Raw genomic sequence first — 25,523 nt, 5'->3', positions numbered from 1 at the left:
CTCCCCCCCCGGCCCGAATAGTTACATAACTACTCGGGCCTGACATTGCATCTGGCGCCGTTAATCAGCGCTCAGAGCCAGCACGGCATGGCTTTCCTGTGTATTGAGCTGTGACTTGCTGTCCAGGAGAAAGATCCGCTCCGGATTGATCTTCTTGTCACCCACCATAAAGGTTTTGATCGCTCGTGCTCTGGCTTCGGCCAGATTCCCCAGTTCGTTGTGGCTGATCTCTTGTGCATTGAGCAACTGGTTATACATGCCTATATGCAGAACTGTTGTTATCTGGGCCGGATCCAGCTCTGCCTTGGTGGTGCTTGCCTTTTCCATCAGCAGCTGCTCCACCTTGGCACGTTCCGCGTTAATGTCCTGCTTCAGCTGTTGAACGAACAGACTTTCCAGCGCCGTGGTCAGTGGGCCGGATGCGGGGAAACGACTGGCGCTGAGATCCTGTGGCAGACTGGCAAGACCGCTGAGATGCAGCAGCTCCTGCTGTAATTTTTCTTCTGCCAATGCTTTGCTGTCATCGGCAAGGGCCACCGAGCCTTCTATGCTGACATTGAGTATAGGCCTGTCATCCAGGGCCTTAGCCAGCTTGCTAAGGCGATCCTGCTCTGCGTCATCAAGGCTGGAGAGCCCTGGCCGGAATTGTACATGACTGAGTTCCTCATCCGTGCCGGCCAGGTCGGCCAACAGGGAGAAGGGCGCCGTCACCGCCTTGGTGAGCACATTGGTGATGGCATTCATTATGATGCTGCCGAAGCTGAAATCGGGGCTATCGACATCACCCGACACTTCGAGTCCCAGATCTATGACCCCATGACGATCCTGCAACAGGGCAATACCCAGTGTCAGCGGCAAACTGGTGGCCAGATCCGATTCGCTTGGTTTACCCAGCTGCAGCTGATCGATGACCAGATGATTGCTGCCCTTTAGCTGATTGTTTTCCAGTTGATAGTTAAGTGCCAACGACAGCAGGCCCTTATCTATGTAATAGCCGACATAGGTACCGGAATAAGGGTTGACGGATGTCAGCTCCACGCTATTGAACACCAGATCCAGATCCAGGTAGGGAGACTCGAGCAGCGGGTTGATTTCACCGCTAAGTGTCATAGGGGCGTATTTGTCTATCTTACCTTTGAGATCAACCTGAGCCTTAGTGCCCGGAGTCGAGGACAGGTGGCTGATGTGACCCTCCAACGACTCTATGCCGGAGGCAAAGTTAGGGGTCAGGGAGTTGTCGGCGAAATAGGCTGAACCCTTGGCGATTTTAATACTGCCGATATCCAGCGCAAAAGCCTGCTCTGCTTGCGGTTCTGTTGTCTTCGGCGCGGATTGGGTGGTTTCAGTATCCTCCGCCAGAACAGTTTTGCTCTCTGGCTTGTTTTCCAATGTTGCATCCGCGGGCGTCTTGGTTTCGGTCGCCAGAATATCGCTGATATTGGTGCGCCTGTCTTTGGCGATCAGCACTTTGGCATAGGGTGCATCCAGCGTAATAGTGTCAATTTTCATCTGCTTGTTCTGCAAGTCAAAATGAAGTGCGTCTATAGACATCTGTTGCCATTTCAGCAGGGGCTGATATTTCAGCCTGTCCTTGATCAGCAGATCACCGATTGCAGCTTGCCCCTGATAAACGACTTTGCCCCGAGAATCGGCACTGAAATCACCGCCTGTACTCAAACTTCCGCGACTCAGTTGCAGGTTCAGAAAAGACTCCAGGTAGGGCTGGAACTGGCTGAGATCCAGCGCAGTTAATTGCAGTTTGCCGTCGATACCGAGTGTATTGGCATCCAGGCTGCCGCTGCTGCTGAACTGACCGCGCTCCTTGAGCGGCAGAGCCTTGGTGTCAGAACTTAAGCTGAGTGCCAGCTGATAATCCAGAGGCTGGCTCAAGTCGCTCAGCACAGCGCCGGTACTTAGTGTCAGCGGGTAGATACGCCAATGCACACCTTGGCTGATGAGATTCTCGGTGAGATTAAGATCGGTGTCTGCCATCTCGAAGCTATTGAGGCGTACCAGCCAGCCTTTGGCGGCGGCCTTATCTGCCTCGTCGGGATTGACCGGCGCAGATTCGACGACTGAAGACGGAACCGCATCCGAAGCCGTTTGCGCTGCTTCATCCGCTGCCATTTCATTGGCTGTGGTCGCTGAGTCTTCTGCCGCTTTGTCGCCGGCGGGCATAAAGAGCTGCTGCAGATCCAGACCTTTGTCGTTCAGGCTGGCATCAACCCAGATCCCCTGCACTTGCAGGGCTTGCAGATCCACAGTTTGCGAAGCACTGCTAAGGGCTATGCCATCGACCACCAGTTGGGGCAGTTTCACTTTTGGTGTTTCATTGTCATTGAACGCCAGATTGGCGAGAACAAAACGGCCCTTGTCAGTATCAAAGCTGAACTGTCCTTGCTCCTGCTTGAGATGAAATCTGGATTCAACATTGACTTCACCACTGCTTAATTTGGCTTTCATCAACTTGGCAGCAAAGGGCCAGAAGGGAGGCAGAGTGACTTTGGCCAGCGTCAGTTCACCGCGAACCTCCAGTGGTTGCAACTGGAATTGTCCCTTCAACTGCAACCGGCCTTGATCTGCACCAGTCACTGCAAAGGCATAGCGATTGGCCTCCGGGCTGAATTCAGGCTTTTTCTTATCCGCGGATGTGGTTTGTGCCTGGTTCAGAGTCAGCGCCTGTGAGTCCAGTTGCTGCAGGCTGAAGTTGAGTCCCTGATATTGAAGGTTGGCGCCGGTCTGCTGATCCTGAAAGCTAAAGCTACCTTGTTCGATCTGGATAATACGAGCGCGAAAGGCAGGAATGCCGGAGGGTGCTTTGTCCGCATCGGGCTGAGCTTCCTCACTCTGCTGCGCGGTCAAACGCTTAAGTATGTCGCTAAAGTTAAACTTGGGGTTGTCCTCGGCGGAGGCCAATCTGGTGATGTTGATCTGTGGCCGTTCAATATGAAGGTGATCCAGGCTTGGGGTCAATTGCAAAAGGCTGCGCCAGAAGCTGAACTCAAGCTCAAGGTGCTGCAGGCTGGCAAAGTTGGCGGGCTTCTCTTGCTCGCTGATTTCGATACCGCTAATCCGGGCCCGCAACAAAAAGGGGTTAATGCTGGCCTCAGCTATCCGGACGTCACGCCCCAGAAGTTCACTGAGTTTTTTTGGCGCTTGAGATTGGATGACTGCAGGTACAAGCAGCCCCAGCAGCAGGGCGTAACAGGCATAGGCCAACAATAGATAAGTGAGAACTCGCACTGATTTAGGAGCCCGCTTGAAGCGGCTGAAGGCGTGTATCAAGGCAATTTTCATACCAGAGTAAGATCCCTTGGTTGTCTTAGAATTATGATTGTCAGAGTTTAACCATTTTTTGTGACCCGTTAAATAAGGGGGCGGCATAGATTTTTAAAATATTTCATTAGAATCGACAGGAAAATCTGATGAATTGTTTGCAGTCTTGGATAAGCGTCGGCAACTTAATCCGGCGGTGCGTTACTGCCAGAAGACTTGAAAGACAATATCAACCATATTGCCGTCTGAACAGGATATGAAGAAAGGCGAGCAAGAACGCAACGAACAAGGAAAAGGCTCTGAAAAAGGTCAGGAACAAAGAGAAGATAACAGTAAGAAGTGGCGGAATTTCTGGGAAGATTGAGAAACCGATATTCGCTAGGATACTCCAAAGTAAAACGGTTAAATAAATCCCCCTCTACTTAACGGAAGAGGGGGGTGTTTATTTTTAAAGTCGGTCCGAAATTAACGAACAATCAGATCAGGCAGAATATCCAGAGCGCTGGAGTTCACATCACTGAGGAATTAAGGTGTCTGTCCAAGATACTTCTTATGTTAAGGGGTAATGTTGGTAAAGCTAATAACCTGCTTCTTAAACCCTTCTAACTCCCCGATCTCTCTACGAGACGTAATATCACCTTGATAATAGTAAGGCTCAATTTTCCCTTTATAGTCACTTGGCAACGCAAAATACAATTGCGCAGGCTTGCTATACCATTGCTGTGCGCTCAGATATCCAATCAGAGCGTGCTCGAATTGGTGGTAAGCATTGCCCCAGTGAAAAGCCTTGGTTTGCTTCGGGTCTAATCCTACACCACCATATTGTTGATCGACCCACACATCCATGTATTGAGTTTGAGTGTAGTAGAGATGATTAGTGGTGGTGCCATCCAGTAGATTGACCGTCATTGCTGCTTGGTCTAACTCAGCCCATTGCCAAGATGAGATAAAGTGATTGTAACGGCCACTTTTCCATGTCGGCACTTCATTAAGACTCTGCCATTGACTAAACAATGATTTAGAAAGAAACGGTTGAGCCTGATCTGTCGGCATTGAGTAGCTTGCACGTTCCAATGTAGTTCTCATACCTTGTTCACCCAGCTTCTGCCACTCATTTTGGTCAAAGTAGCGGCCAACTAAATAAGTCATCCAGAACGCCTTGATGGTATGGCCGTAATCGTTGTGTTTTGCATCTGGCATCATAACGGCTTTATGGTGAATAGCGCCGTAGAAGCGTTGCTCTTTTTCAGAATAGTACTGCTTAACCATCTGATCGGTTAGCCAGTAAAGATCGTCTCGCCACTTATTTTGTACAGATTTAGGCATTATCGGAGTTAACAGCAACAAATAACCGTTAATTTGATCAAGCTGGGCGACCAGCTCACGTTGTTTGTGACTCTGTTCGTCACCATCCTCTATCACCCAAAGCAGATCACTGTTTGCGGCTTGTTTATAGCGTTCAAAAATATATTCCTGCTGGTCTATCAATGCCTGTTCGACCACAGGATCTCTGGTGAGATAATAATAGAATGCCAACCCGACAATTGCGTACGCTTGATCTTGTGCGGTTCGTTGCTGCCACTTTAAGCCCGGTTTACCATCTTTAGTAAAGCTGACAAAACCGCCATTTTCTTGATCGCGTAAGTTCGCTAATAAATAATCAACACCAGCTTTTGCCAGCTTCAATGCCTCTTCATTTCCGGTTAGATGGTAAAGCACGCCATAGCCATATATCTGGCGTGATTTCATGCGTGTATATTCGCGTTCAAAGTAGGGATTTATCCATGACTTGTCTAGCTCAGGACATGGTTGACTGACATCAAGAAGACTGCCGTCGTCGCAACGAAAGGTTGGGAAATTACCAAGTGGAGCACCTTGTGCGGCTTCCATCATCCAATAAGGTTGAAGCCCTTTTGTAACATGGTTTAACCAGTCGTTACCCGATGGAAACTCTACCGTATTTGTCGATGATGCAACCGCACCAGTCGAGCACAATGCAGCCAGCAATAATGTGCTACACGTTCGGCGCATATATTTACCCGATAGACTATATAGAAACGACATATTCATTTTTAAATCAATTCCTTACATAAAATATGAATATATGCATTTGGATTAGCACATTCTGTCTACTGGTTCACAGAGTCGATCTACGGTTCGCATTGAACGCCATCAGCGATAAGAAGTTTTTCAAACTGAAAGCAAAAACTAATAATCCAATCACTTTGGTTTGTGTTGTGCTGCGCTTGACCAGATTGGTATTATTGGTTTTGCAGTTAAGGATCAACGCTGTGGAAGCAATGTCTTTTCTGCCGGTTTCCCGGTTCTGGCGGCAAGCTTATTGGCCAGAGAATGCAGCTCGGGCAGCATGCGGTGGATCAGGTGCAGCTGCTGCAATACCATTCGCACCGAAGTACAGTCTTCATCTCGCCACTGACCTAAGCGCTGTTCAAGATCGTTATCGGTATCGGGTGCCAGAGTGCAGGCATTGCCCGCTAATTGCTCGGCCAGGCAATCAAGGTGGGCATGAATTAGGCGGTGAGCCTTTGATACCAGATGGTTTCGTTCATCTTCCAGACGAGTACGATGAGCGCCTAGCGCGGAAATATAGCTCAGCATGGCATGGTTGAGCGTCAGAAAACGGAAGCTCTCGTCGGTGGCCATACGGTAACGGCCCGGCTCGGCCAGCATATTACTGATCGCGGTGCTTAACTGGGCATCGGTATTGTGGGCATCGCGGCGGGCGATCCGGTAGTTCAGGCTGTCTCTTTTACCAATCCGGTACTGGCCAATGATTTGGGCCAGGTAATCGCGATTGGTGGTGATCGCAGACGCCATCACTTTATGTAAGCGCTTTGCCTGCCAGTCGGGCAAGATGAAACTTACCGCCAGTACGGCTAACAAACAACCGAGCAAAGTATCACCCAGGCGCGGCAGTATTACCGCAAACCCTTCACCCAACTGGTTGAAACAGAATAACACCAGCAGGGTAATGAATGCGGTTGCTAAGCCGTAGCGAACCGTTCTGAATGCAAAAAAGAGGACTCCGGCTACGACCATGAGCACGAGTTGGCCTTCCTGTCCCGGGAATAAGTAGAGCAAAGGGATACCTGCCAGCAGGCCACCCAAGGTCCCCAATACCCGCTGAACCAGTTTCTGACGGGTTGCACTGTAGTTTGGCTGGCAGACAAACAGAGTCGTGAGTAAAATCCAGTAACCGCGCTCAAGTTCCAGCGCCTGAATAATGCCATAACCGACAGTCAGCGCGATGGCCATACGCAGCGCATGGCGAAATAGCATCGAATCAGGTTTGAGCTGGCTGACAATGCGCTGCCACAGATCTTTTGCACTACGGGCTTCGGTATCGGCCAGTTCGGTATCAGGATCCGTTTGCGCTACATCCGGGTTGCTGACGTTCGACATCTGGCGTTCGACGGTTGCCAGATTATTGAACAGATAATCGAGCTGGATCAGGTACGATCGCCATTGCGGATTATGCTGGTTTTTTAAATAGAGCAATGATTCTTGCAGTTCATCCAATGCTCGAACGCTTTCAGGGCCATGCTGATAGGGTTTCCCCATTGCAAGCGCACGAGAAATTTCACGGCAGGCGCGGGCTTGTGATGTCAATAATCGTTGGAAGCGGAACAATACATCACTGCGGTGGAAAGTAGCAGCAAGATCCTGGTAACGATAATGGGATGAACTGGCGCGTTCGTGGATATCTTGGGCCAGAAAATAGATTTTTAGAAATTTGTCGCCAGTGGCATCCGGTTGGCCACGTCGAGCACGGTGCAATAAAGTGGCTTTGGCTGCATTTAGTGCAGCCACTACGCGGGCATTTTTACTGGCCGCTTCTATGCGCAATGGCTGGGGGACCATGTTTGAAACCGGTTCAAACAACTTACTTTTACAATCTAAATAATAAGCAAACTCGCTGAAGACTTTAGACAGATTTTGCTGAACCGGTTGATTTGGCCACAGAACTTGCCAGATCAGCGACAGCAGACCATACCAGGTTGCCCCCGCGAGCAAAATGGTTGGCTGATACCATAGGTTCGGGCTGGTTGCTGCGCCCAGCATTGTATAGACCGCCAGCAATAAAGAGGCAAAGGCGATGCTGGCGTATCGGGCGCCCATGGCCCCGAGCATAATGAAGCCAAAGGTGGAGATAAATAACCCTATGCTGAACAGCACAGGATAATCAAACAGCATTTCGATAGACAGAGAGGCAATCAAAAAACAGGCCAGCGTCATGGCCAACCCTTTAATGCGGCCGGTCAGATTATCTTCAGTTTCAGCCAGTGCGGCAGCAATAATACCTAAGACCAACGGAGTGACTTCAGTCGTTGCCCCCAAATACCAGCAGGGCAGGGCAACACCGACTAAGGCGATAAAGACCCGAATACTGTAGTTAATTCGATCGTTAGCCCAGTAACGGCGTAAATTGGATCTTAAGCGGCTTTTCTGCATGTATGATTAACAATCTTCTGATAAATAGCGGCGAATGAACAGCTAGAATAGCAGGCTGATTATATACGGCCTGTCGTACTCTTTAAACACGGGAGCTAGCGCCCTAAAGATACCAAAGTTACGATAAAACCCTAGAGAAACGAGTGCGTAATGATTTATCAGCAGAAATTTTAAGCAATTAGTAATGGCATATACCCAAACCACTTCAAAATCTGAACTCTGCTCCTTGGGTAATTTGGGTATAGCATAAATTATTGGTAACCTACTGCCTCTTCGCACAACTCTGCGTATATCGACTCGGTGCAAGAAAAGGTAGCGGGATGGAAAATATGAAGCTTTTTTTGGTGACAGAATGCGTTTAAGTGCCGGTTGGTTAGCACAGTGGTTAGTACAGGGTGATTATTACAGTATCGAGCTGAGTGATAACAGTTTGATCCTTGATAGCCAGACAGAAGCAGATGTTATTCCCTTTGATGACTGGGACGGGGCGATCGAAGTCCGTCGCGGTGCCGTATGGGGATCGTTAGAGATAACCTCTGCTGATCAGCAATACTGCTGGACAGTTCATGGTCTGCCATGGCATCAGTGCAAACCCTTTGCGACACATCTGTTGGAAGCTTACCGTAACTGGGCTCGTGGCCGGGTCGATAAGCTTGACAGTTCCTTGCCGGACATGCTGCATCGCATTGATAATTTCGCGGGGCAGCAGGGCTACCTGCGCCAATCTGATCATCATAACTTGTGCCAGTTTCTCACCCATTCGCTGGGATCAACCGGGTTGACTCAGGAGCTGGCCGGATCTTTCCGTCCGATGGCGTTTGAGAAAATCGAACCCTGGCTAGACGATAACAGTGAATGGGTTGAACAAAATAACCAGCAATGGCTGACTCAGGAGTCCGAAAAGTGGGCCTCGTGGTTTGATCAATTTGAATCATCTCCGCTTAATCCTTCCCAACGCGAAGCGGTATTAATTAATCAGGATCACAACCTGGTGCTCGCTGGTGCCGGCACCGGCAAAACCAGTGTGCTGGTCGCGAGAGCCGGTTATTTAGTGGCGAATCAAGCCGCCCAGCCGGAAGAGATCCTGATGCTGGCTTTTGGCCGTAAAGCGGCACAAGAGATGAGTGAACGCCTCGGTAAAAAGGTCAACGACAGAATAAAAGTCGCCACTTTCCATAGCTTAGGTACTCAGATCATTGAGGCGGTAGAAGGTGAGAAACCCAATGTATCGCCGCTGGCGTTAGATGAAAAAGCACGCGGACAGTGGATTGCCTCCCTGCTTGCTGAGCAGTGGGAAACACCGGCCGCTGCGAAACGCTGGCAAAAGCACTTGACCCAGTGGCGTATTCCGGGCTTTAAAGCCGACAACTCGATGGAAAAACAAGCCAAGAGTGAACAGCTTGCAGCCTGGATCTGGCGTCATATTGAATTGCTCGGTCAGCGCGGGGCAAATAAATCGGCGCTGACTCAAGATATCGAGCAGCACGACAATTCAACCAGCAAAGCGCGAATGAAAAGTGAGCTAGGACTGCTGTGGCCTTGTTTTCGTGCCTACGAGCAGTACCTGAAAGCCAATAAACAGATTGATTTTAACACCATGATCCAAAAGTCGACGGAGTACGTTAAACAGGGGAAATACGCATCAAGCTGGCGCTTTATTATGGTGGATGAATATCAGGATATTTCGCCGCATCGTTTAGCGATGATTGAAGCCTTGTGTCAATCCGGTGGCGAAGACAAGCCAAGCCCGACGCTGTTTGCCGTTGGTGATGACTGGCAGGCGATTTATCGTTTTGCCGGGGCCGACGTTAATCTGACTACGGGGTTTGCTGAGCGTTTTGGTGCTTGCCACATTACCGAACTGGATACTACGTACCGCTTTAACAGCATGATCGGGGAAGTGGCAAATACCTTTATCCAGCAAAACCCACAGCAGCTTAAAAAAGAACTGGTTAGCTTTAAAAAACAAAAACGTAAAGCGGTAACCTTGTTGTGTCAGGATCTACTGGAACAGGAGCTGGTGCAACTGGCCTCGCAGAATGAAAAGCCGGTTACGGTGTTATTGCTTGGGCGCAATAACAAACAGAAACCAGAGAAGTTGCGAGCGTGGCAGAAGCAGTGGCCGCAACTGGAACTGTCCTTTATGACCTGTCATGCCAGTAAAGGCCGTGAAGCGGATTTCGTCTTTATTCTGGATGTGAATCGCGGGATATTCCCGGCTTATGATCGTGATACAGGGCTTGCGGCCTGTCTGCAGGCGCGACATGAAGGTTTTGCGGATGCTGAAGAGCGTCGTTTATTCTACGTGGCACTGAGCCGTGCAAAAAAACACGTTTGGATCTGTGCCGATCCAGAGAAGACATCACCGTTTATCAATGAGCTTATTGAGGATAAATATCCGGTAATGAATAAGATCAAGCGTAATAAAAAAAACGGTCGCTAAGGCCTGATGAGAATTATCTGTAGGTGCAGAGATATCGAAGAGTGTACCAAGCACTTGGGTTGCACCTGCTTTCAAATATCAGTTAGACGGTGGTGCGGATATTGAAGCAAGCTACATGATGACCTAGTCAAAGTGATGGAGTTTTATCGGTATTGTTGAAAATGACCTAATAAGGTCATTTACTCCAGTAAAGGTGCTTTCATTATTCACCAGGGAAGGAGTAGCTTTAAGTCTAATCACAATTCTACCAGAAACGTCAGCGAATCGAACCGTATATAAAACACTCAATCCTCTATCAATTTGAGGTTAATATTTTTTGATGACGAACTTTATCTGCCTGTCGACGACCACAACTTTATCATTACAGCTAATTCATTGTTAATAGGTAAAATATATGGGGGCTTCAGGCTTAAGTACCAGAAATCACCCGCTCATTACCCAAGAGTTGTGCTTCTTTTGGTATCACATATACCGTATTTCTCGTTGAAACATCTCTTTTAGAGAATTTATATTCTTATTTTTTTGCAAATTATTACCCACCGGGCTAGACGCAATTTCATTCTTTATGAAGTGAGTCGCAATCGTAGTGACTTCATCAGTAAGTAGATTAAAAAACAAACAGAATACCTTTAATCTCCGTTCTTTAACGGCGCGTTGGTTAATGAGGATGTATCTATGCTTGATGTTTATGGCAAAGGCGGTGTATGGAAGTCTGCTTTGCTGTTAATTGCCGCAGGTTTGCTTACGGCGTGTAATGATGACTCTGGTTCTGGGAAGAAATCGGTTCCAGTTGAAGAAAAGTCTGTACCTGCTGTATTTAATTTCACCACACTGGAAGCCTCGGCAGATAAAGACGGCACTTTTGTATTCACCTGGGATAAATCTAAACATGCAGAAACATATCAGGTGTGCCGCCAAGAGGACTCCCTGGAAGATCTTTGTGATCCAATAGGAAAGCCGGTTACAAGCACCACGCTGAAGTTAGCTAGTTCCGAAATTAAAGCAATTCAAGGGAACAGTTACTTTATCCGGGCTCGTAATGAGGTTGGCTACAAGGACTCCGGTGTACTGGACATGGCGCTAACTGATTTAATTTCATCAATTTCGCGTCTGGAAGCCAGCAATATCAGCGTGGACGCCTACTTTGGACATGTCACCAGTTTAAGCTCCGATGGCAAGACGCTGGCGGTTTCTGCTCCACATAATAGCGCAACCGTAAATAGTGGGGTGTATGTATTTAATCGCGGTGATAACGGCGTCTGGGGGGCTCCAGCGTTCTTGAAACACCAAGGATCCCCAGATAGTCGTTTTGGTAGTAGCATCAGTCTAAGTGGTGATGGCAAAACACTTGCCGTCGGTGCCCCACTTCATGAGGTGATACACAGTCAAGAAAACAACCCAGATGGTTCTATTACTAGATGGGGAGAGTTTTCTGGCAGAGTATTTGTGTATAGTCGTGACAACAAGGGGCGCTGGGGTGACCCTGTTGCTCTGAATAAAGGCGAGAAGCTAGGTGGTCGCGATCAGTTTGGTCATAGTGTAACCCTCAATGATGATGGCACTAGGCTGGTTGTCGGGGCTATATGGGAATACGTAAATCACGTTCAGTCTGGCGCAGCATATGTATTTGACCATCATCTACAAACAGGGTGGGGAGAACCTACGAAAGTTACGGCTCCCCTTACCAATATCAATGAGCAGGACGAGTTTGGCTACAGTGTCAGCCTAAGCGCGGATGGTCATATCCTGGCTGTTGGTGCGCCGTCCTATCGCGGCACTAGTGCTTCTCACCCCGGTAATGTCTATGTATTTGAGTGGAATACTAACGGTAATTGGGAAGCACCGCTGCGCCTTCAATCTAAGCATCCAAGAAACGCTGATCACTTTGGCTGGTCACTAAGCTTGAGTGGTAACAGCAATACATTAGCCGTGGCTCCTCCTTATATGGAGGGTGTGGGCCGAATGACGCATGTCTATCATCGTGATGCCAGCGGAATATGGAATACACAAACTCCAACCCTGCTGCATACGCCAGTAGGTGACTATTGGGGGGATGTAAGCCTGAATAACGATGGTAGTGTGTTGGCTGTTGTAAATGGCTTCAATGGCCGTGTAAATGTGTTTAGCCGAGACGACAGAGGGGTTTATGGTGCTCCAAGATATCTGGAAAACAAAGACTTTGGCAGCATCAGCCTGAGCGGTGATGGCAAAACGCTGGCTGTCGGCGCGAACACGGAAGATTCTAGCGACAACAGCGTGAAAGACGCGGGCGCTGTGTATATCTATCAGTAAACTACGTTAGCGTTAATAGTAGAATTTCCCCTCCGCCACGCTGGTGGAGGGGACTTTTCCTGTAAATGAAGTGTTCAACCTACGCATTAATGATGCGCTCAAAAAAAGCTGTAACTTCTTCTTTCGTTCTGATCCGAAACCATGTTTTTGCACAATCATCATTAACACCATCTGAGCATTAGATAAATTAAACCAAGGGTACATTTGGTATGTTTCCCTTGGTTTATGAGTATATTCGCCTTTTTTGTCAGCTGATACTAGGTTGTTGAGGATTGCAAGCGGCTTTGTGGCAACTCAATTGCAAACATCGATAGTGTGGCAACCACAACAATTATGGCGACCAGTTGCCAACCGGTAGCTATCGTCGTTTGTTGTATCACCCAGCCGATCCCTATACCCGATAAGGTACCGCCAAACTGATGAGTCAGAGAGTTCAATGACATGGCACTGGCCCGATAGTTGTTGGTTACCAGACTGTGAGTCAGGGTTTTCAGCATCGGCCCAATTAGACCTGTGCAGGCATACATGCCGATAAGTGCACAGCAAAACAGGGGCAAGTTCGGTGCTTTTGCCATCAAGAACAGGAAAATACTACTGGCAGCGAATGCTAACCAGAGTGCCAGTCCATAGTGCTGTTTGAGCCAGATCGTATATTTGGATGACAACCCATTGCCGATAGCACCCGCAAATGCGAAGGCGGCAGTGATAAAGCCAAGGATCATGGTTTGTTCAGCATTCTCTTGTAACAGCTGTACGCCGGGTTGCCAGTAGTTTTCGCAACTGGCTAAAGCAAAGCCGAATAAAAGCCTACCCAGCAGTATCAGCCTTAAATTATGATCTGTGCCGATGTATTGGACAGCATTAACTATTCGGCTCATAGGGGTGTGTTGTTCTGCATTATCGATCAGCTCAGGTTCATGAAGTACCAACTTGGTTACCAAGCACAGTAGTAGGTAAGACAAGGCGACAAAGCCAACATTGACAAAGTAGATATTATCCGGAGATAGGTGGATCCCAATCCATTGTGGCAACATCCCTCCGAGCAGTGCCCCCACAGCTACACCGATGGTATTCCACATCGCTGCAGCACCTAGTGCCTTGTGGGTGTCGTTTTCTCTACCCACCAGTTTGAGTTGCTCAACGTACCAGGAGTCTACCGTGCCTGAGCTAAGAGCCCGGCTGGCACCCGCCAGCATAGCTCCTGCCAGCATGGCGGGGAGCGTCAGCTCGACAAATAAGAAAAGTGAATAGGCCAGCACATTGAAAAGCAGTGCCCAGCGGTAGATACGTACTCGGCCATATTGATCGGCTAACCCACCGGTGGGGACTTCCAGAAGAACATTGGAAAGGCCAAATGCTGCACCAAATAAACCCAGTTCGAATAAATTAAGGCCACCATCTAATAAGAAAAGCGACATGATCGGTATCCAAACCCCTACCGTTCCCCAATGCCATCCTTGATGAATTCGATAGCGTAAATCCAGTGTCATTTCAGCACCTTATTTCAAAAAAATATCAATTCTATGCTGGACTTTGGCTATTTTTGCTTTGAAAATCCTGAACTACTTTAACCCTCAGATTTCAATAGATGGAGTGTTCTTTGTTAGCGATAACCTAATGATTTATAAAGAATGACTAAAGCCCAGTTACACAATATAAAATAAGGGTTAGAGTATGCTCTAAGTCAAGAGGTTTATTGCATTAACATTTAGAACTGGCGTTCTAAAACGGCCACCAAGGCCTGATGAGTATTATCCGACCTTGACCACCAGTTTGCCGCTATGGCGATGATCTTTCAGTTGTTGCAGGCCGTCGGTAAGTTGCTCAAAAGGCAAGACTTGTTCAACCATCGGGTCAAGCTTGCCTTCTGCAACGAGATTGCTCAGGCTGTTTCCGATATCGGCGAGGTGGTGAATATGCTCAGCGGTACCATGTGCAAAGGTGCCGTGTAAGGCGACTTCATGTATGCTCAGTGCCTTGGTGGTTGCCAGTAATGGTACTTGGTTGAACTGATCCGCGACCATGACGATTTGACCGTTATAGCGGATCAGGGCACTCATTATACTGCCCGACTTTGCCGATACACAGTCAATCACACTATGCAGTAACTGAGCTTCTGTCAGTTCGAACAGTCTCATTGCTACATTTTCTTTATCTGGATCGATGACGGCATCGACACCATAACCTAACAACCGCTGATGGTGTTTTTTTTCGGCAATGGCGAAAACGGTAGCGCCCGCCAGTTTCGCTAATTGGGCGGCAAACCCGCCGACACCTCCTCCTGCGCCGGTAATGGCAATTTGCTGGCTGGCTTCAATACGTAACTTGTCATAAACCGCCAGCCAGGCACTGTAACCTGCACAGGGCAGCGCGGCAGCATGATGGAATTCGAGTGTATCGGGAATACGGCTGACAGCCATTGCTTTGCAGGTGGCATATTCAGCAAACCCACCGGCAGAGCGGGGGTCGGCAAAAAAGAGAACCCGATCGCCGGGCTTGAAATTGATGACATCTCGGCCCACGTTTACGACAGTACCGGTAACATCAAGACCGATAATTTGCGGGTACTGCCAGGTAGCATAACCCCAGCAGGCCAGCTTATAATCCATTGGATTTAGCCCGACGGCGGCCACTTTTACGCACACTTCACCTGCGGAAGGAGTGGGTATCGGGGCTGTGGTGAGTTTCAGACACGCCAGCCCTTCCGGCAGGGTCAGTTTCCATGCTTTCATATGCCACTACCTCATTTATCGCGCATCGCATCTCAAGCGTTTGAAATAGCAATAACTGTTTATAATCTTATTCTTATACCAATCAGCATATATCCAATAATAAAATCTTGCCTCAATTTGGACTAATAAGTCTTCTTTATGAGAGATGGGTTATGAACTATGAGGTCGTAGAGGGAAAGCCGGGCGGGGTGCTAGGATCTCGAGAGCAAAAAGCCTTCAGTGAACTGAAGGCTTATAGTCTGAATCATACCAATCTGGCTTATTGTCTCTATTGGTATTAAAGAGTGCGCTCAGCCAGATAGGCGTCGTAATCCGGGATTTCGATGTCCACATCCTGAGCCAGCATAGGGGAGGTGATCATAAAGTTGGCGCTGGCGCGGTTGGTAGCAACCGGAACATTCCATACTGCAGAGATACGCAGTAAGGCCTTCACATCCGGGTCGTGCGGCACAGAATTTAATGGATCCCAGAAGAAAATCATCATGTCGATTTTGCCTTCTGAAATCATCGCACCTAACTGCTGGTCGCCACCTAACGGGCCGCTTAGCATGCAGTTGATATTCAGGCCGGTTTCTTTGGTCAACAGATGGCCCGTAGTTCCGGTGGCATAAAGCACATGATCTTTCAGTCTGTCCTTGTGCTCTAGTGTCCAGCGCAGAAGATGTTTTTTATAGTTATCGTGTGCAACTAAAGCGATGTGCTTGCTTTTTTGCATAGTACGCGTTGTGACTTGCATGTAGCGCTCCAATCTTCATATCCATTAATGAATAGAGTTATCATTTATAGCAGCATTAATATCAGAGCTCACTTGCGTTGTACAATCTAAATACTTGAAAGTATAAGCTGGCTCATTGATTTTCAATAAGCACCTCCTAAGAGGAATATCCTCACACACACCTAACGCACGACTTTATGATTAATCACATTGAAAGCCGGTCTGAACTCTGCAGGAGATAAGGATTCAAGGATGACCTGATCGGGTAAATGGTTGGGTGTTAATGGCTCAATTATTGGGGCCAGATCCAATTCCACGGGTTTATTTTCCAGATACCGTATAGCCTGATCGATAGAGAGCTTGGCTTGTTGGGCCATTTTATCGGTTGGAGAAAACAGAATTTTTTCCCGGCGCAGGCCGCGATAGACACCATGACTGAGGTAAGTTGACACGATCTTGATGTCATCTGTTTTCTTTTTTGCCCGTAATTCACTGATAGCCACTTCCGCGGCCACGGCACCTCCTGCAATATAGTCAATGTCCGGATGGGAGGTGAAAAGTTGCTGGATCAGATTACGTTGCAGCTCTTTGCTGTTATCAGCCCATAGGGTGGTTATGATTTCGATATCACTGTTTTTCACTGCGTCGTGAAATCCTTGGGTCACAGGCTTCGTTCCGCCTCGTTGCTTTGGGCCCGGCAGCCAGGCGACCTTCACTTTACCACTGCCTTTGGGGTGGCGCTTAGCCAGAAAATCACCAGTCTGTTTTCCCATGTAATACCAATCAACACCAACCTTCGCTTTAACATGCTGTTGAATGTCAGGATCATTCATGTCGATATCATTAATGGTAGCAAAAACGGGTATATTACCCGTGAGTTGAGAAAGCATCCCGTTGTAGGCTCTGCTGTCTACCGTACCTAAAATAATGGCATCTGCGCCCCATTGACGGCAGTAACTCAGCTGCGTTTGTTGTTTTTCCAGATTAGGGTAACCACCCGCTTCTAACACCGTGAGTTGAATGCCCGTTTGTTTCGCCTGTTCAATCATGCCGTAATTAATAGACAGCCAGTAAGAATCCTTCAGGTGCGGATATACCGCACAAATTTTCCACGGTTTTGAGGCTGACTGAAGTGGCTGATAGAGAATTGACTGTGGTTTTTTATCGACCGCAAATGGTGGCTGATGGGTGATCACCTGCCTCCCATACGCTGAGTGGAAAGATAAAAAGAGGAATAAAAAAGAAAAAACGCGCATTTTGAACATCATTATTAGCATCTATACCTATATCGCTGGCAAAATAGTAATGCTTTCTGTGGTGGGGTTAAACCCAATTTTTAGATATATGGTACCGATCTATGTCATTTACCCGAAACAGTATTGGTCGAAAACTACTGTTAGCCTTCTCAGCCATGGCCGGGCTGATGATGATTGCCGTGATCATTGGTGTGGCCGGTTTCTCGCTGGTTGCTAAAACCGAACGCACCGTTATTAATTCTGCGGTGCCGGCACTGGCAGAAGCGCGGCAACTATCCGATCTTAGTACACGTATTATTTTTACGGCTCAGGTACTGGCGAAATCGAAAGATGAAAGTGAACGCCAACGACAGGGGCGGGCACTCACTATTCATATCGAAGGGCTGAAAAAAAGCCTGAAAGCGTTAGATCGGTATTCATTTGAGACCGATCTGATGACGCCATTGGAAGAAGACGTCAAAAACATTGTCGATAACTTAGCGTTGTTAGGGCTGTTAGTGGGACGCCAGATTGATCTGCAAGAGCAAGTCCATCTTCTGACCGACGAAATGTCGGCGGCGACACAGCAGATTGATTCTTTATCGCAATCTCAGGTTTCTAATGCCAACACCATTGCCGTTGCTAACGTTTCACGTATCTATGATTTAGTGGCAGCGGGAGACAACTCGGCGGTATATCAAGCACTTGATAGCTTGGTTGAAGTCGATATGGATTTATCGGAGCGCTTGTTCGAACTGCGTTTCTTATCGCTTCAGGTGATTAATATACTTGATGATTCTAATCGACAGACAGATATCAAAGCACTTTCCGAGTTGAAAGCCCGCTTTATGAATGCCATTAGCGTGATGAGCCATCGGGTGAAATCGGTTGAAGATCCTAATCGTTCTTTGCAGTTGGGGGAGTTGACCGAAAGATTAAACCGAGGAGGTTTGCTTTTTGCAACATTGGAACAGCTGCTGCACGCCAAACAAGATGTTGAGCGGCTCGATCAACAGAATCTGATTTTGTTTCAACAGCTAAACACCCGGGTTGATGACATCATAGATGCTGCCAATGAGGATACTCAGCTTGCGATATCCGAAGTGGACGACACCCTGACACTGGCAAGAAATAGTCTGATTGGTATCTCAGCGATTGGTATGCTGGCACTGGTATTGATCATGTGGCGTTTTGTGTATGCCCGCGTGATCCGTCGGATCAATGACTACAGCCAGGCACTGCTGTCGCTGGCTCGTGGCGACTTGGAAATTAGCTTAACAATTAAAGGTGACGATGAGCTGGCCCAGATGGGGCGAGCGATCATAGTTGCACGTGATACCGCCTCAGAACGTTATCGTCTGGCGCAAGTTGAATCAAAAATCCGCCATGAACTGCAGCAGCATAAAACCAGTCTGGAAGGTCTGGTGGCACAGCGAACCAGTGAACTGGAAAAAATCAATGCGCGCTTAAATATTGAAGTGAAGAACCACTATCAAGCGCGAGCTGAGGCTGAAAAAGCCAACCGGGCAAAATCTGCCTTTCTCGCCACCATGAGCCATGAAATTCGTACCCCAATGAATGGGGTATTAGGCACCGCATCGTTATTGGGGGATACCGGGCTTAATCACCAACAGGCGAAATATCTGGAGGTGATCCACCGCAGTGGTGAAACCTTGCTCGATATCCTTAACGATATTCTCGACTACTCCAAAATTGAAGCGGGACACCTGGATATTCGTTCTGCAGATTTTTCATTGTCTGAACTGCTTACCGATGTCTATAACATGCTTGAGAGCCGCGCATTGGCGAAGCGTATTCAGCTGATCTGCGATATTGATGAACAGATCAATGATATTTGGGTTGGTGATGCGACCCGTATTCGTCAGGTATTGGTGAATCTGGTGGGCAATGCCATTAAGTTTACCGATGAAGGCCATGTGAAAATTCAGGTAGGCATGAATCCGCAGCAGGCTGATGAGCTGTTATTTAAGGTAGAAGATACCGGAATTGGTATTGCAGAGAGTGAGCAAGAGACTCTGTTTAACGCTTTCCATCAGGCCGAAGAGGGCCGCAAAGCGATTGGCGGAACCGGTTTGGGACTCGCTATCAGCAAGCATATTATTGCGGCAATGGATGGTGAGATAGGCCTGCACTCCACATTGAATGCAGGCAGCTGTTTCTGGTTCACGATTCAACTGGAACAAGGTAAGCAGTCTCAAGTTATTGAGAAGCAGGTAATGAACGTACCGTCGGCATTTATTTTGCTGGTGGAGGATAATCCGGTAAACAGCCTGGTAGCGGAAGGCTTTCTTAACCGCCTGGGCCATACCGTTGTTATTGCCGCAGACGGTAAAGCTGCTGAGCAAGCTTATCGCGAGCATGAGTTTGATATGGCACTGCTCGATATACATTTACCCGATACCGATGGGGTGACACTGCTTCACCGTTTGCGCCGAATTGAAGATGCTAAGCACGTTGAATCGTGGCATGAGCCAACCCCGATGGTGGCTTTTTCTGCTCATGTATTCCGCGAAGAAGTAGAAATCTATCTTACGTCCGGTTTTGCAGGTTTCTTACCCAAACCATTGGTTGAAAAGCAGTTAATTGAGACCATCAATAGTATTCTGAAAGGGGATAAACGCGTGGTGATAGAACAAGGAGCACTGGCGGTGGAGGAGAAGCTGGAAGAGGCGGAAACGGTTGAAGCTGACATTTGTGAAGTGAAAACGCTGACTGATGAGCCAATTTTACGAGAATCCGTATTGGGCAATGATCTGCAGGTGTTAGGCGAAGCTCAGGTCCAGCGCCTGATCAAGCTTTTTGCGACATCATCCGGTGAAACGCTGCAAAAGCTCGAAGCAGCAATTGAGGCTGGTGATATGAATGAAACATCCAACCACGCCCATACTCTCAAAGGCGCAGCTGGTACCATGGGGCTGATACGTTTGCACGACAGGTGTTCAGTGTTTGAAAAAGCAGGTAAAGAAGGTTCTGTTGATGGCCTGAACGTTGATGACCTTGCCGATGTATTCGAGCAATCCAAACAAGCACTGGAAGCGGCGTTTATTTCGGAATAATAGTAATAATTGCTCAGTAAAGTCACAAGTTAAGACTAAATCGGGATCCATGCCTTATTTCTTTAATTCTAGTTTCTTGTCTATAAATGGTGTGATTGTCTGCACATAATTGCATTTGCTAGGGGAATAAACTGACCGTGCAATTAATAAGCAAAATAATAATGACGCATGGAGAGATACGATGAACAAAACTTCTGTCACCTTACTGTCGGCTGCGATCTTGTCAGCATTAAGCATGAGCGCTAACGCATGTACTGGATTGATTGTCGGCAAAGGGGCTTCTGTTGATAGCAGTATCATGATTGCCCGAAACGAAGATTTTGGTATTAATAATTGGAATAAATATCTGGCTTACCGTCCGGCACAGATGAATGAAGCGGGCGAGTGGAAGCTTGGCAATGGCCTGACAGTGCCGATGCCTGCCCAGTTCTATGCCTATTCTGCGATTCCAGATTGGGATGCGAATACCGTTGACAGTGCGGGTAAATATTACGAAGAACGTGGTATTAACGAATTCAATGTGGCGGTTTCAGCCACAACCAGTGCGGAATTGAATGATAATGCCAAAGCTGCTGATCCACTGATTGATGATGGCATCATTGAAGCCATTATTCCGACCCTCATTTTACCGCAGGTCAAAACCGCGAAAGAGGGGGTTGAATTACTGGGTCACTATATTGAAACCTATGGGTCAGGAGAAGGGAATAGCCTGTATATTGCCGACGTCAATGAAGCCTGGTTATTTGAGATAGGCTCTGGCCATCACTGGATTGCGGCAAAAGTACCAGACGACAGTTATGCCATGATTGCGAACGGTTTGCGGGTACATGGCGTTAACCTCAATGATAAAAATATCATGCACTCAAAAGGGCTGCTGGAATTTGTAAAAGAGAATCAGCTGCTACAAACCCCCGACCCTAAGTCATTCAACTTTGCCAAAGCCTTTGGTGTTATCGGTGATACGTACAACGTCGACCGTGAATGGCTGGGGCAGAATATGCTCACGGCCTCAAACAAGCAGGAAACCCGTCAGCAACAGTATCCATTGTTTATGAAGCCCGATAGCAAACTCTCAGTACAAGATGTGGCGAATGTTCTGAGTGCAACCTACGAAGGGACAACACTGGCAGAAGATGGCGAGCGTCCCATGCGTGTTGAACGGCAGTTAGAATCGCACATTATTCAGCTGCGTAAAGAGATGCCTCATGAACTGCAGGGGATGATCTGGCAGAGTTATGGTGTTTTGGCTGAATCGGTATTGGTACCGATGTATGGCAATTTGCAAGACTATCCAACCCCATACACTATCGGTAGCGATACCTACACCGATGATTCTGCTTACTGGCAATTTAGAAGCTTGACGGCATTAGCGACAGCTAAGCCCGAGAAATATTTGCCGATGCTGAAAGCCATTTGGGATAAAGAAGAAACCAAGTTGTATAAGCAGGTCAGTAATATGGATCAGACTCTAAAAACGCTGTACAAGTCAGATAAACAAGCCGCATTGGATATGGCATCTGATTATTCTTATGGACAATTGCAGCGCACCTTAACGATGGCCACTGAAATTCGCTACAAAATGATGACCGACTTAACTAAAAGTACCGAGAAGAAATATTCAGAAGAAGAGTTTAAGAAAATTATGAGTTTGTGATCCCAACAGGGATATTCAAATAACGAAAAGCCTCTTCGGAGGCTTTTTCTTTACGCAATACAAAAAATAACCCCGATAGCTTTCACTATCGGGGTTATATCAGTTAAAGCTTAAAGGGAAGAATTACTTCTTCGCGTTAGCTGCTTTAACTTCTGCGATTACTGTTTCAGCAACGTTTGCTGGACATGGTGCGTAGTTTGCGAACTCCATAGAGAACTGACCACGACCAGAAGTCATTGTACGTAGGTGACCGATGTAACCAAACATTTCTGAAAGAGGAACGTCTGCTTTAATACGAGAACCTGTTAGACCAGCGGCTTGGTCTTTGATCATACCACGACGACGGTTAAGGTCACCGATAACATCACCAACGTGATCTTCAGGAGTGAACACGTCTACAGCCATGATAGGCTCAAGAAGTTGAGCACCAGCTTTAGGCATAGACTGACGGAATGCGCCTTTCGCTGCGATTTCAAATGCTACTGCAGATGAATCGACTGCGTGGAAGCCACCATCTAGAAGTTCAATTTCAACGTCAAGAACAGGGAAACCAGCTAGAACACCAGTGTCCATCATGCCCTTGAAGCCTTTCTCGATTGCAGGCCAGAATTCTTTAGGAACGTTACCGCCCACTACTGATGACTTGAATGAGAAGCCAGAACCCGGTTCGCCTGGCTGCATGATGTAGTCGATCTTACCGAACTGACCTGAACCACCAGACTGTTTCTTGTGTGTGTAGCTATCTTCAACTTTTTGAGTGATAGTTTCACGGTAAGCAACCTGAGGAGCACCAACCATAAGGTCAACGCCGTAAGTACGCTTAAGGATATCAACTTTGATATCTAGGTGAAGCTCACCCATACCTTTAAGGATGGTTTCGCCAGTTTCTTCGTCAGTGTGAACTAGGAAAGATGGATCTTCTGCAACCATTTTACCGATCGCGATACCCATTTTCTCAGAACCGCCTTTATCTTTAGGCGTTACAGCAATCGAGATTACTGGAGTTGGGAAGATCATCGCTTCAAGCGTACATTCGTGCTTAGGATCACAAAGAGTGTGACCAGTTTGAACGTTCTTCATACCAACAACTGCGATGATATCACCAGCTTGTGCGCTTGAAAGTTCGTTACGCTCATCTGCCTGCATTTCAACCATACGGCCGATACGTTCAGTCTTACCAGTAGCACTGTTAAGAATAGAATCGCCTTTATTCAGTTTACCTGAGTAGATACGGATGAAAGTAAGAGCACCGAAACGGTCGTCCATGATTTTGAACGCAAGCGCTTTTAGTGGCTCGTCAACAGATACAGTCGCTACTTCGCCAGTTGGCTCACCAGTTTCTGGATCAGTTAGCGGCTGTGGATCAACTTCCGTTGGAGACGGTAGGTAATCGATAACAGCATCAAGAATAAGTTGCATACCTTTGTTCTTGAACGCAGAACCACAGTACGTAGGGAAGAAAGAACAGTCACGAGTACCACGACGGATACACATTTTAACTTGTTCAATCGTAGGCTCTTCACCTTCCATGTACGCTTCTAGAAGGTCATCGTCTTGCTCTAGAGCAGTTTCGATTAGTTCTTCACGGTAAACTTCTACGTCATCAACCATATCCGCAGGGATTTCTTTGATTTCGTAATTTTCAGGAAGACCTGTGTCATCCCAAACGTATGCTTGACGGCTTAGTATGTCAACAACACCAACGAAATCGTCTTCACGACCAATTGGTAGAGTCATAACTAGTGGCACAGCACCAAGAACTTTCTTGATCTGCTCAACAACGTTAATGAAATCTGCACCCATACGGTCCAGTTTGTTAACGAAGATGATACGTGCAACTTCTGAGTCGTTCGCGTAACGCCAGTTAGTTTCTGACTGAGGCTCAACACCACCAGAACCACAGAATACACCGATACCGCCATCAAGTACTTTAAGTGAACGGTATACTTCAACTGTAAAGTCAACGTGTCCAGGAGTATCGATAACGTTAAAACGGTGGTCTTTCCAGAAACAGCTAACTGCTGCTGACTGGATAGTTATTCCGCGCTCAGCTTCCTGTTCCATGAAGTCAGTTGTTGATTCACCATCATGAACTTCACCGGTCTTGTGGATCTTACCAGTAAGCTTAAGGATACGCTCAGTAGTTGTGGTTTTACCCGCATCAACGTGCGCGAAAATACCAATGTTTCTGTATTTAGATAAATCTGTCATTGTCTTACTCTATAGAAAATGAGGTTCACAGTTCGGTGCCGGAGTATATCACCTATTACTGTGAACAGAACATAGGTTTAGGGTCATTTGATGAGCATTCGTGTCGCTTTTTTCAGAAAGACTGCCAAATGTTGCTTTCTAGCGAGTATTTGTTGGCGCAAATGGGCTAGTGAACGGCAGGATCTTGTCGTTTAGTTTAGTCTCTCTGGGGTAATTGTTTTTCGCGGCTGAAGCTTTTTTATCACCAACAGAAAATCTGCATAATAATAACGCAGAAATCACAAGGACATATCTGTAAGTAGTATATCTAAGTCACAGTAGAGAAACTTTCTGGCTGTTCCTTTTTAAAATACGACTGAAACAGCCCAGCCCAGATATTTGCTCAACCCGAGAAAACAGAGCTGGATTATCCCAGCTCTTCGGCTTCGCGCAGTCGTTCCCGACGATCTTGTTCTTCGGCAAAAACCGCTTTAATCTCTTCCAGCACGGAATCGACATCAGCCACTTCTGTACTTTCTTCAAAGTGACCCGTGAGTTCAACGTCAGGGTGCAATTCACCGGCTTCAAACAGGGCCCAGATTTCTTTGGCGTACTGGCTGTCTAGTAGTTCGGGGGCGTACTGAGCGTAGTAGCTCGTCATATTATTGACATCTCGCGCCAGCATCCATTGAGCATTGTTATTGGCTGCGGCATCGACAGCTTGAGGAAGGTCGATAATGACGGGGCCGTATCCATCCACCAAGACATTAAATTCTGACAGATCACCATGTATCAGCCCGGCGCAAAGCATGCGCTTCACATATTGCATCACAATGACATGGTCTTCACGAGCTTGTTCGGCAGACATTGATACATCGTTCAGGCGTGGTGCAACCATACCTTCATCATCAGTGACCAGCTCCATTAGCAAGACGCCGTCAAAGCAGCCATAAGGCTGGGGGACTCGTACACCAGCAGCCGCTAACGTATAGAGCGCATCGACTTCGGCATTTTGCCAAACTTGCTCTTGCTGATCACGGCCGAACTTGGAGCCTTTTTCCATCGCACGGGCGCGGCGGCTATTTCGTACCTTGCGGCCTTCTCGGTATTGCACGGCTTGTTTAAAGCTGCGCTTATCCGCTTCCTTGTAGACTTTCGCGCAGCGGACATCATTGCCGCAGCGTACTACATAGACACTGGCTTCTTTGCCACTCATCAGCTGGCGGATGACTTCATCCACTAAGCCGTCATCAACCAGAGGCTGGATTCGTTTCGGTATTTTCATCGCGTCTTTATACCTTAAACTTGCCATTAGCACGAACTTTTTTATGCATAATGTTATTCCGGCCCAGGTTGATTTTGAACAACACCCTTTGAATTACTCCCGTTGCTACAGCGTACCTTACACATTGCTAACCCTAAGCTGGCTTTGTGCG

General features: G+C 47.5%; 13 protein-coding genes. 4 read left to right on the top strand and 9 right to left on the bottom strand.

From position 1 onward, the window contains the following. Positions 1–60: 60 nt before the first annotated feature. The 3 genes from L4D76_RS02370 to yccS form a co-directional block, all read right to left on the bottom strand. Complete coding sequence (locus L4D76_RS02370) at positions 61–3,297, bottom strand: DUF748 domain-containing protein (RefSeq protein WP_428439321.1); 3,237 nt, start codon at positions 3,295–3,297, stop codon at positions 61–63. Between the two features lie 534 nt (positions 3,298–3,831). Next, on the bottom strand, positions 3,832–5,346 hold the full coding sequence (locus L4D76_RS02365) for an AGE family epimerase/isomerase (RefSeq protein WP_428439320.1): 1,515 nt from the start codon (positions 5,344–5,346) through the stop codon (positions 3,832–3,834). Positions 5,347–5,559: 213 nt separating this feature from the next. Then, positions 5,560–7,749, bottom strand: coding sequence for a YccS family putative transporter (yccS, locus tag L4D76_RS02360; protein ID WP_428439319.1), 2,190 nt, complete (start codon positions 7,747–7,749; stop codon positions 5,560–5,562). A 352-nt stretch (positions 7,750–8,101) separates the two neighbouring features. Here yccS and helD point away from each other — a divergent pair, with 352 nt between their 5' ends. Both helD and L4D76_RS02350 read left to right on the top strand, forming a co-directional pair. Continuing rightward, positions 8,102–10,192 carry a DNA helicase IV gene (helD, locus tag L4D76_RS02355; protein ID WP_428439318.1) on the top strand — a complete coding sequence of 697 codons (2,091 nt, stop codon included), beginning with the start codon at positions 8,102–8,104 and terminating at the stop codon, positions 10,190–10,192. A gap of 675 nt (positions 10,193–10,867) precedes the next feature. After that, on the top strand, positions 10,868–12,484 hold the full coding sequence (locus tag L4D76_RS02350; protein ID WP_428439317.1) for a WD40 repeat domain-containing protein: 1,617 nt from the start codon (positions 10,868–10,870) through the stop codon (positions 12,482–12,484). Between the two features lie 257 nt (positions 12,485–12,741). On the opposite strand, the gene L4D76_RS02345 is transcribed toward L4D76_RS02350, so the two are convergent. The 4 genes from L4D76_RS02345 to torT form a co-directional block, all read right to left on the bottom strand. Beyond that, positions 12,742–13,974, bottom strand: a complete 1,233-nt coding sequence (locus L4D76_RS02345; protein ID WP_428439316.1) for an MFS transporter — start codon at positions 13,972–13,974, stop codon at positions 12,742–12,744. Between the two features lie 261 nt (positions 13,975–14,235). After that, positions 14,236–15,216: an alcohol dehydrogenase catalytic domain-containing protein gene (locus tag L4D76_RS02340; protein WP_428439315.1), complete on the bottom strand. Its 981-nt coding sequence runs from the start codon at positions 15,214–15,216 to the stop codon at positions 14,236–14,238. A 277-nt stretch (positions 15,217–15,493) separates the two neighbouring features. Beyond that, a complete protein-coding gene (locus L4D76_RS02335) occupies positions 15,494–15,952 on the bottom strand; it encodes a methylglyoxal synthase (protein WP_428439314.1) in 459 nt (152 codons plus the stop codon). Between the two features lie 161 nt (positions 15,953–16,113). Then, positions 16,114–17,208, bottom strand: coding sequence for a TMAO reductase system periplasmic protein TorT (gene torT / locus L4D76_RS02330; protein WP_428439313.1), 1,095 nt, complete (start codon positions 17,206–17,208; stop codon positions 16,114–16,116). Positions 17,209–17,288: 80 nt separating this feature from the next. Here torT and torS point away from each other — a divergent pair, with 80 nt between their 5' ends. Beyond that, positions 17,289–20,243 carry a TMAO reductase system sensor histidine kinase/response regulator TorS gene (gene torS / locus L4D76_RS02325; RefSeq protein WP_428439312.1) on the top strand — a complete coding sequence of 985 codons (2,955 nt, stop codon included), beginning with the start codon at positions 17,289–17,291 and terminating at the stop codon, positions 20,241–20,243. A 181-nt stretch (positions 20,244–20,424) separates the two neighbouring features. Next, positions 20,425–21,897, top strand: a complete 1,473-nt coding sequence (locus tag L4D76_RS02320) for a C69 family dipeptidase (protein WP_428439311.1) — start codon at positions 20,425–20,427, stop codon at positions 21,895–21,897. A gap of 123 nt (positions 21,898–22,020) precedes the next feature. Here L4D76_RS02320 and fusA read toward each other — a convergent pair whose 3' ends face one another. Together fusA and L4D76_RS02310 are read right to left on the bottom strand one after the other, a co-directional pair. After that, positions 22,021–24,108: an elongation factor G gene (gene fusA / locus L4D76_RS02315; protein WP_428439310.1), complete on the bottom strand. Its 2,088-nt coding sequence runs from the start codon at positions 24,106–24,108 to the stop codon at positions 22,021–22,023. 406 nt (positions 24,109–24,514) lie between these two features. Continuing rightward, the gene (locus L4D76_RS02310) at positions 24,515–25,372 is read right to left on the bottom strand and encodes a PA4780 family RIO1-like protein kinase (RefSeq protein WP_428439309.1); all 858 of its coding nucleotides are present in this window, start codon (positions 25,370–25,372) and stop codon (positions 24,515–24,517) included. Positions 25,373–25,523 lie beyond the last annotated feature (151 nt).

The organism is Photobacterium sagamiensis, assembly GCF_050337085.1.
Taxonomy (GTDB): Bacteria; Pseudomonadota; Gammaproteobacteria; order Enterobacterales; family Vibrionaceae; genus Photobacterium; species Photobacterium sagamiensis.
Note: the sequence above shows the minus strand (reverse complement) of the source record. Positions and strands in the feature narration are given on the sequence as shown.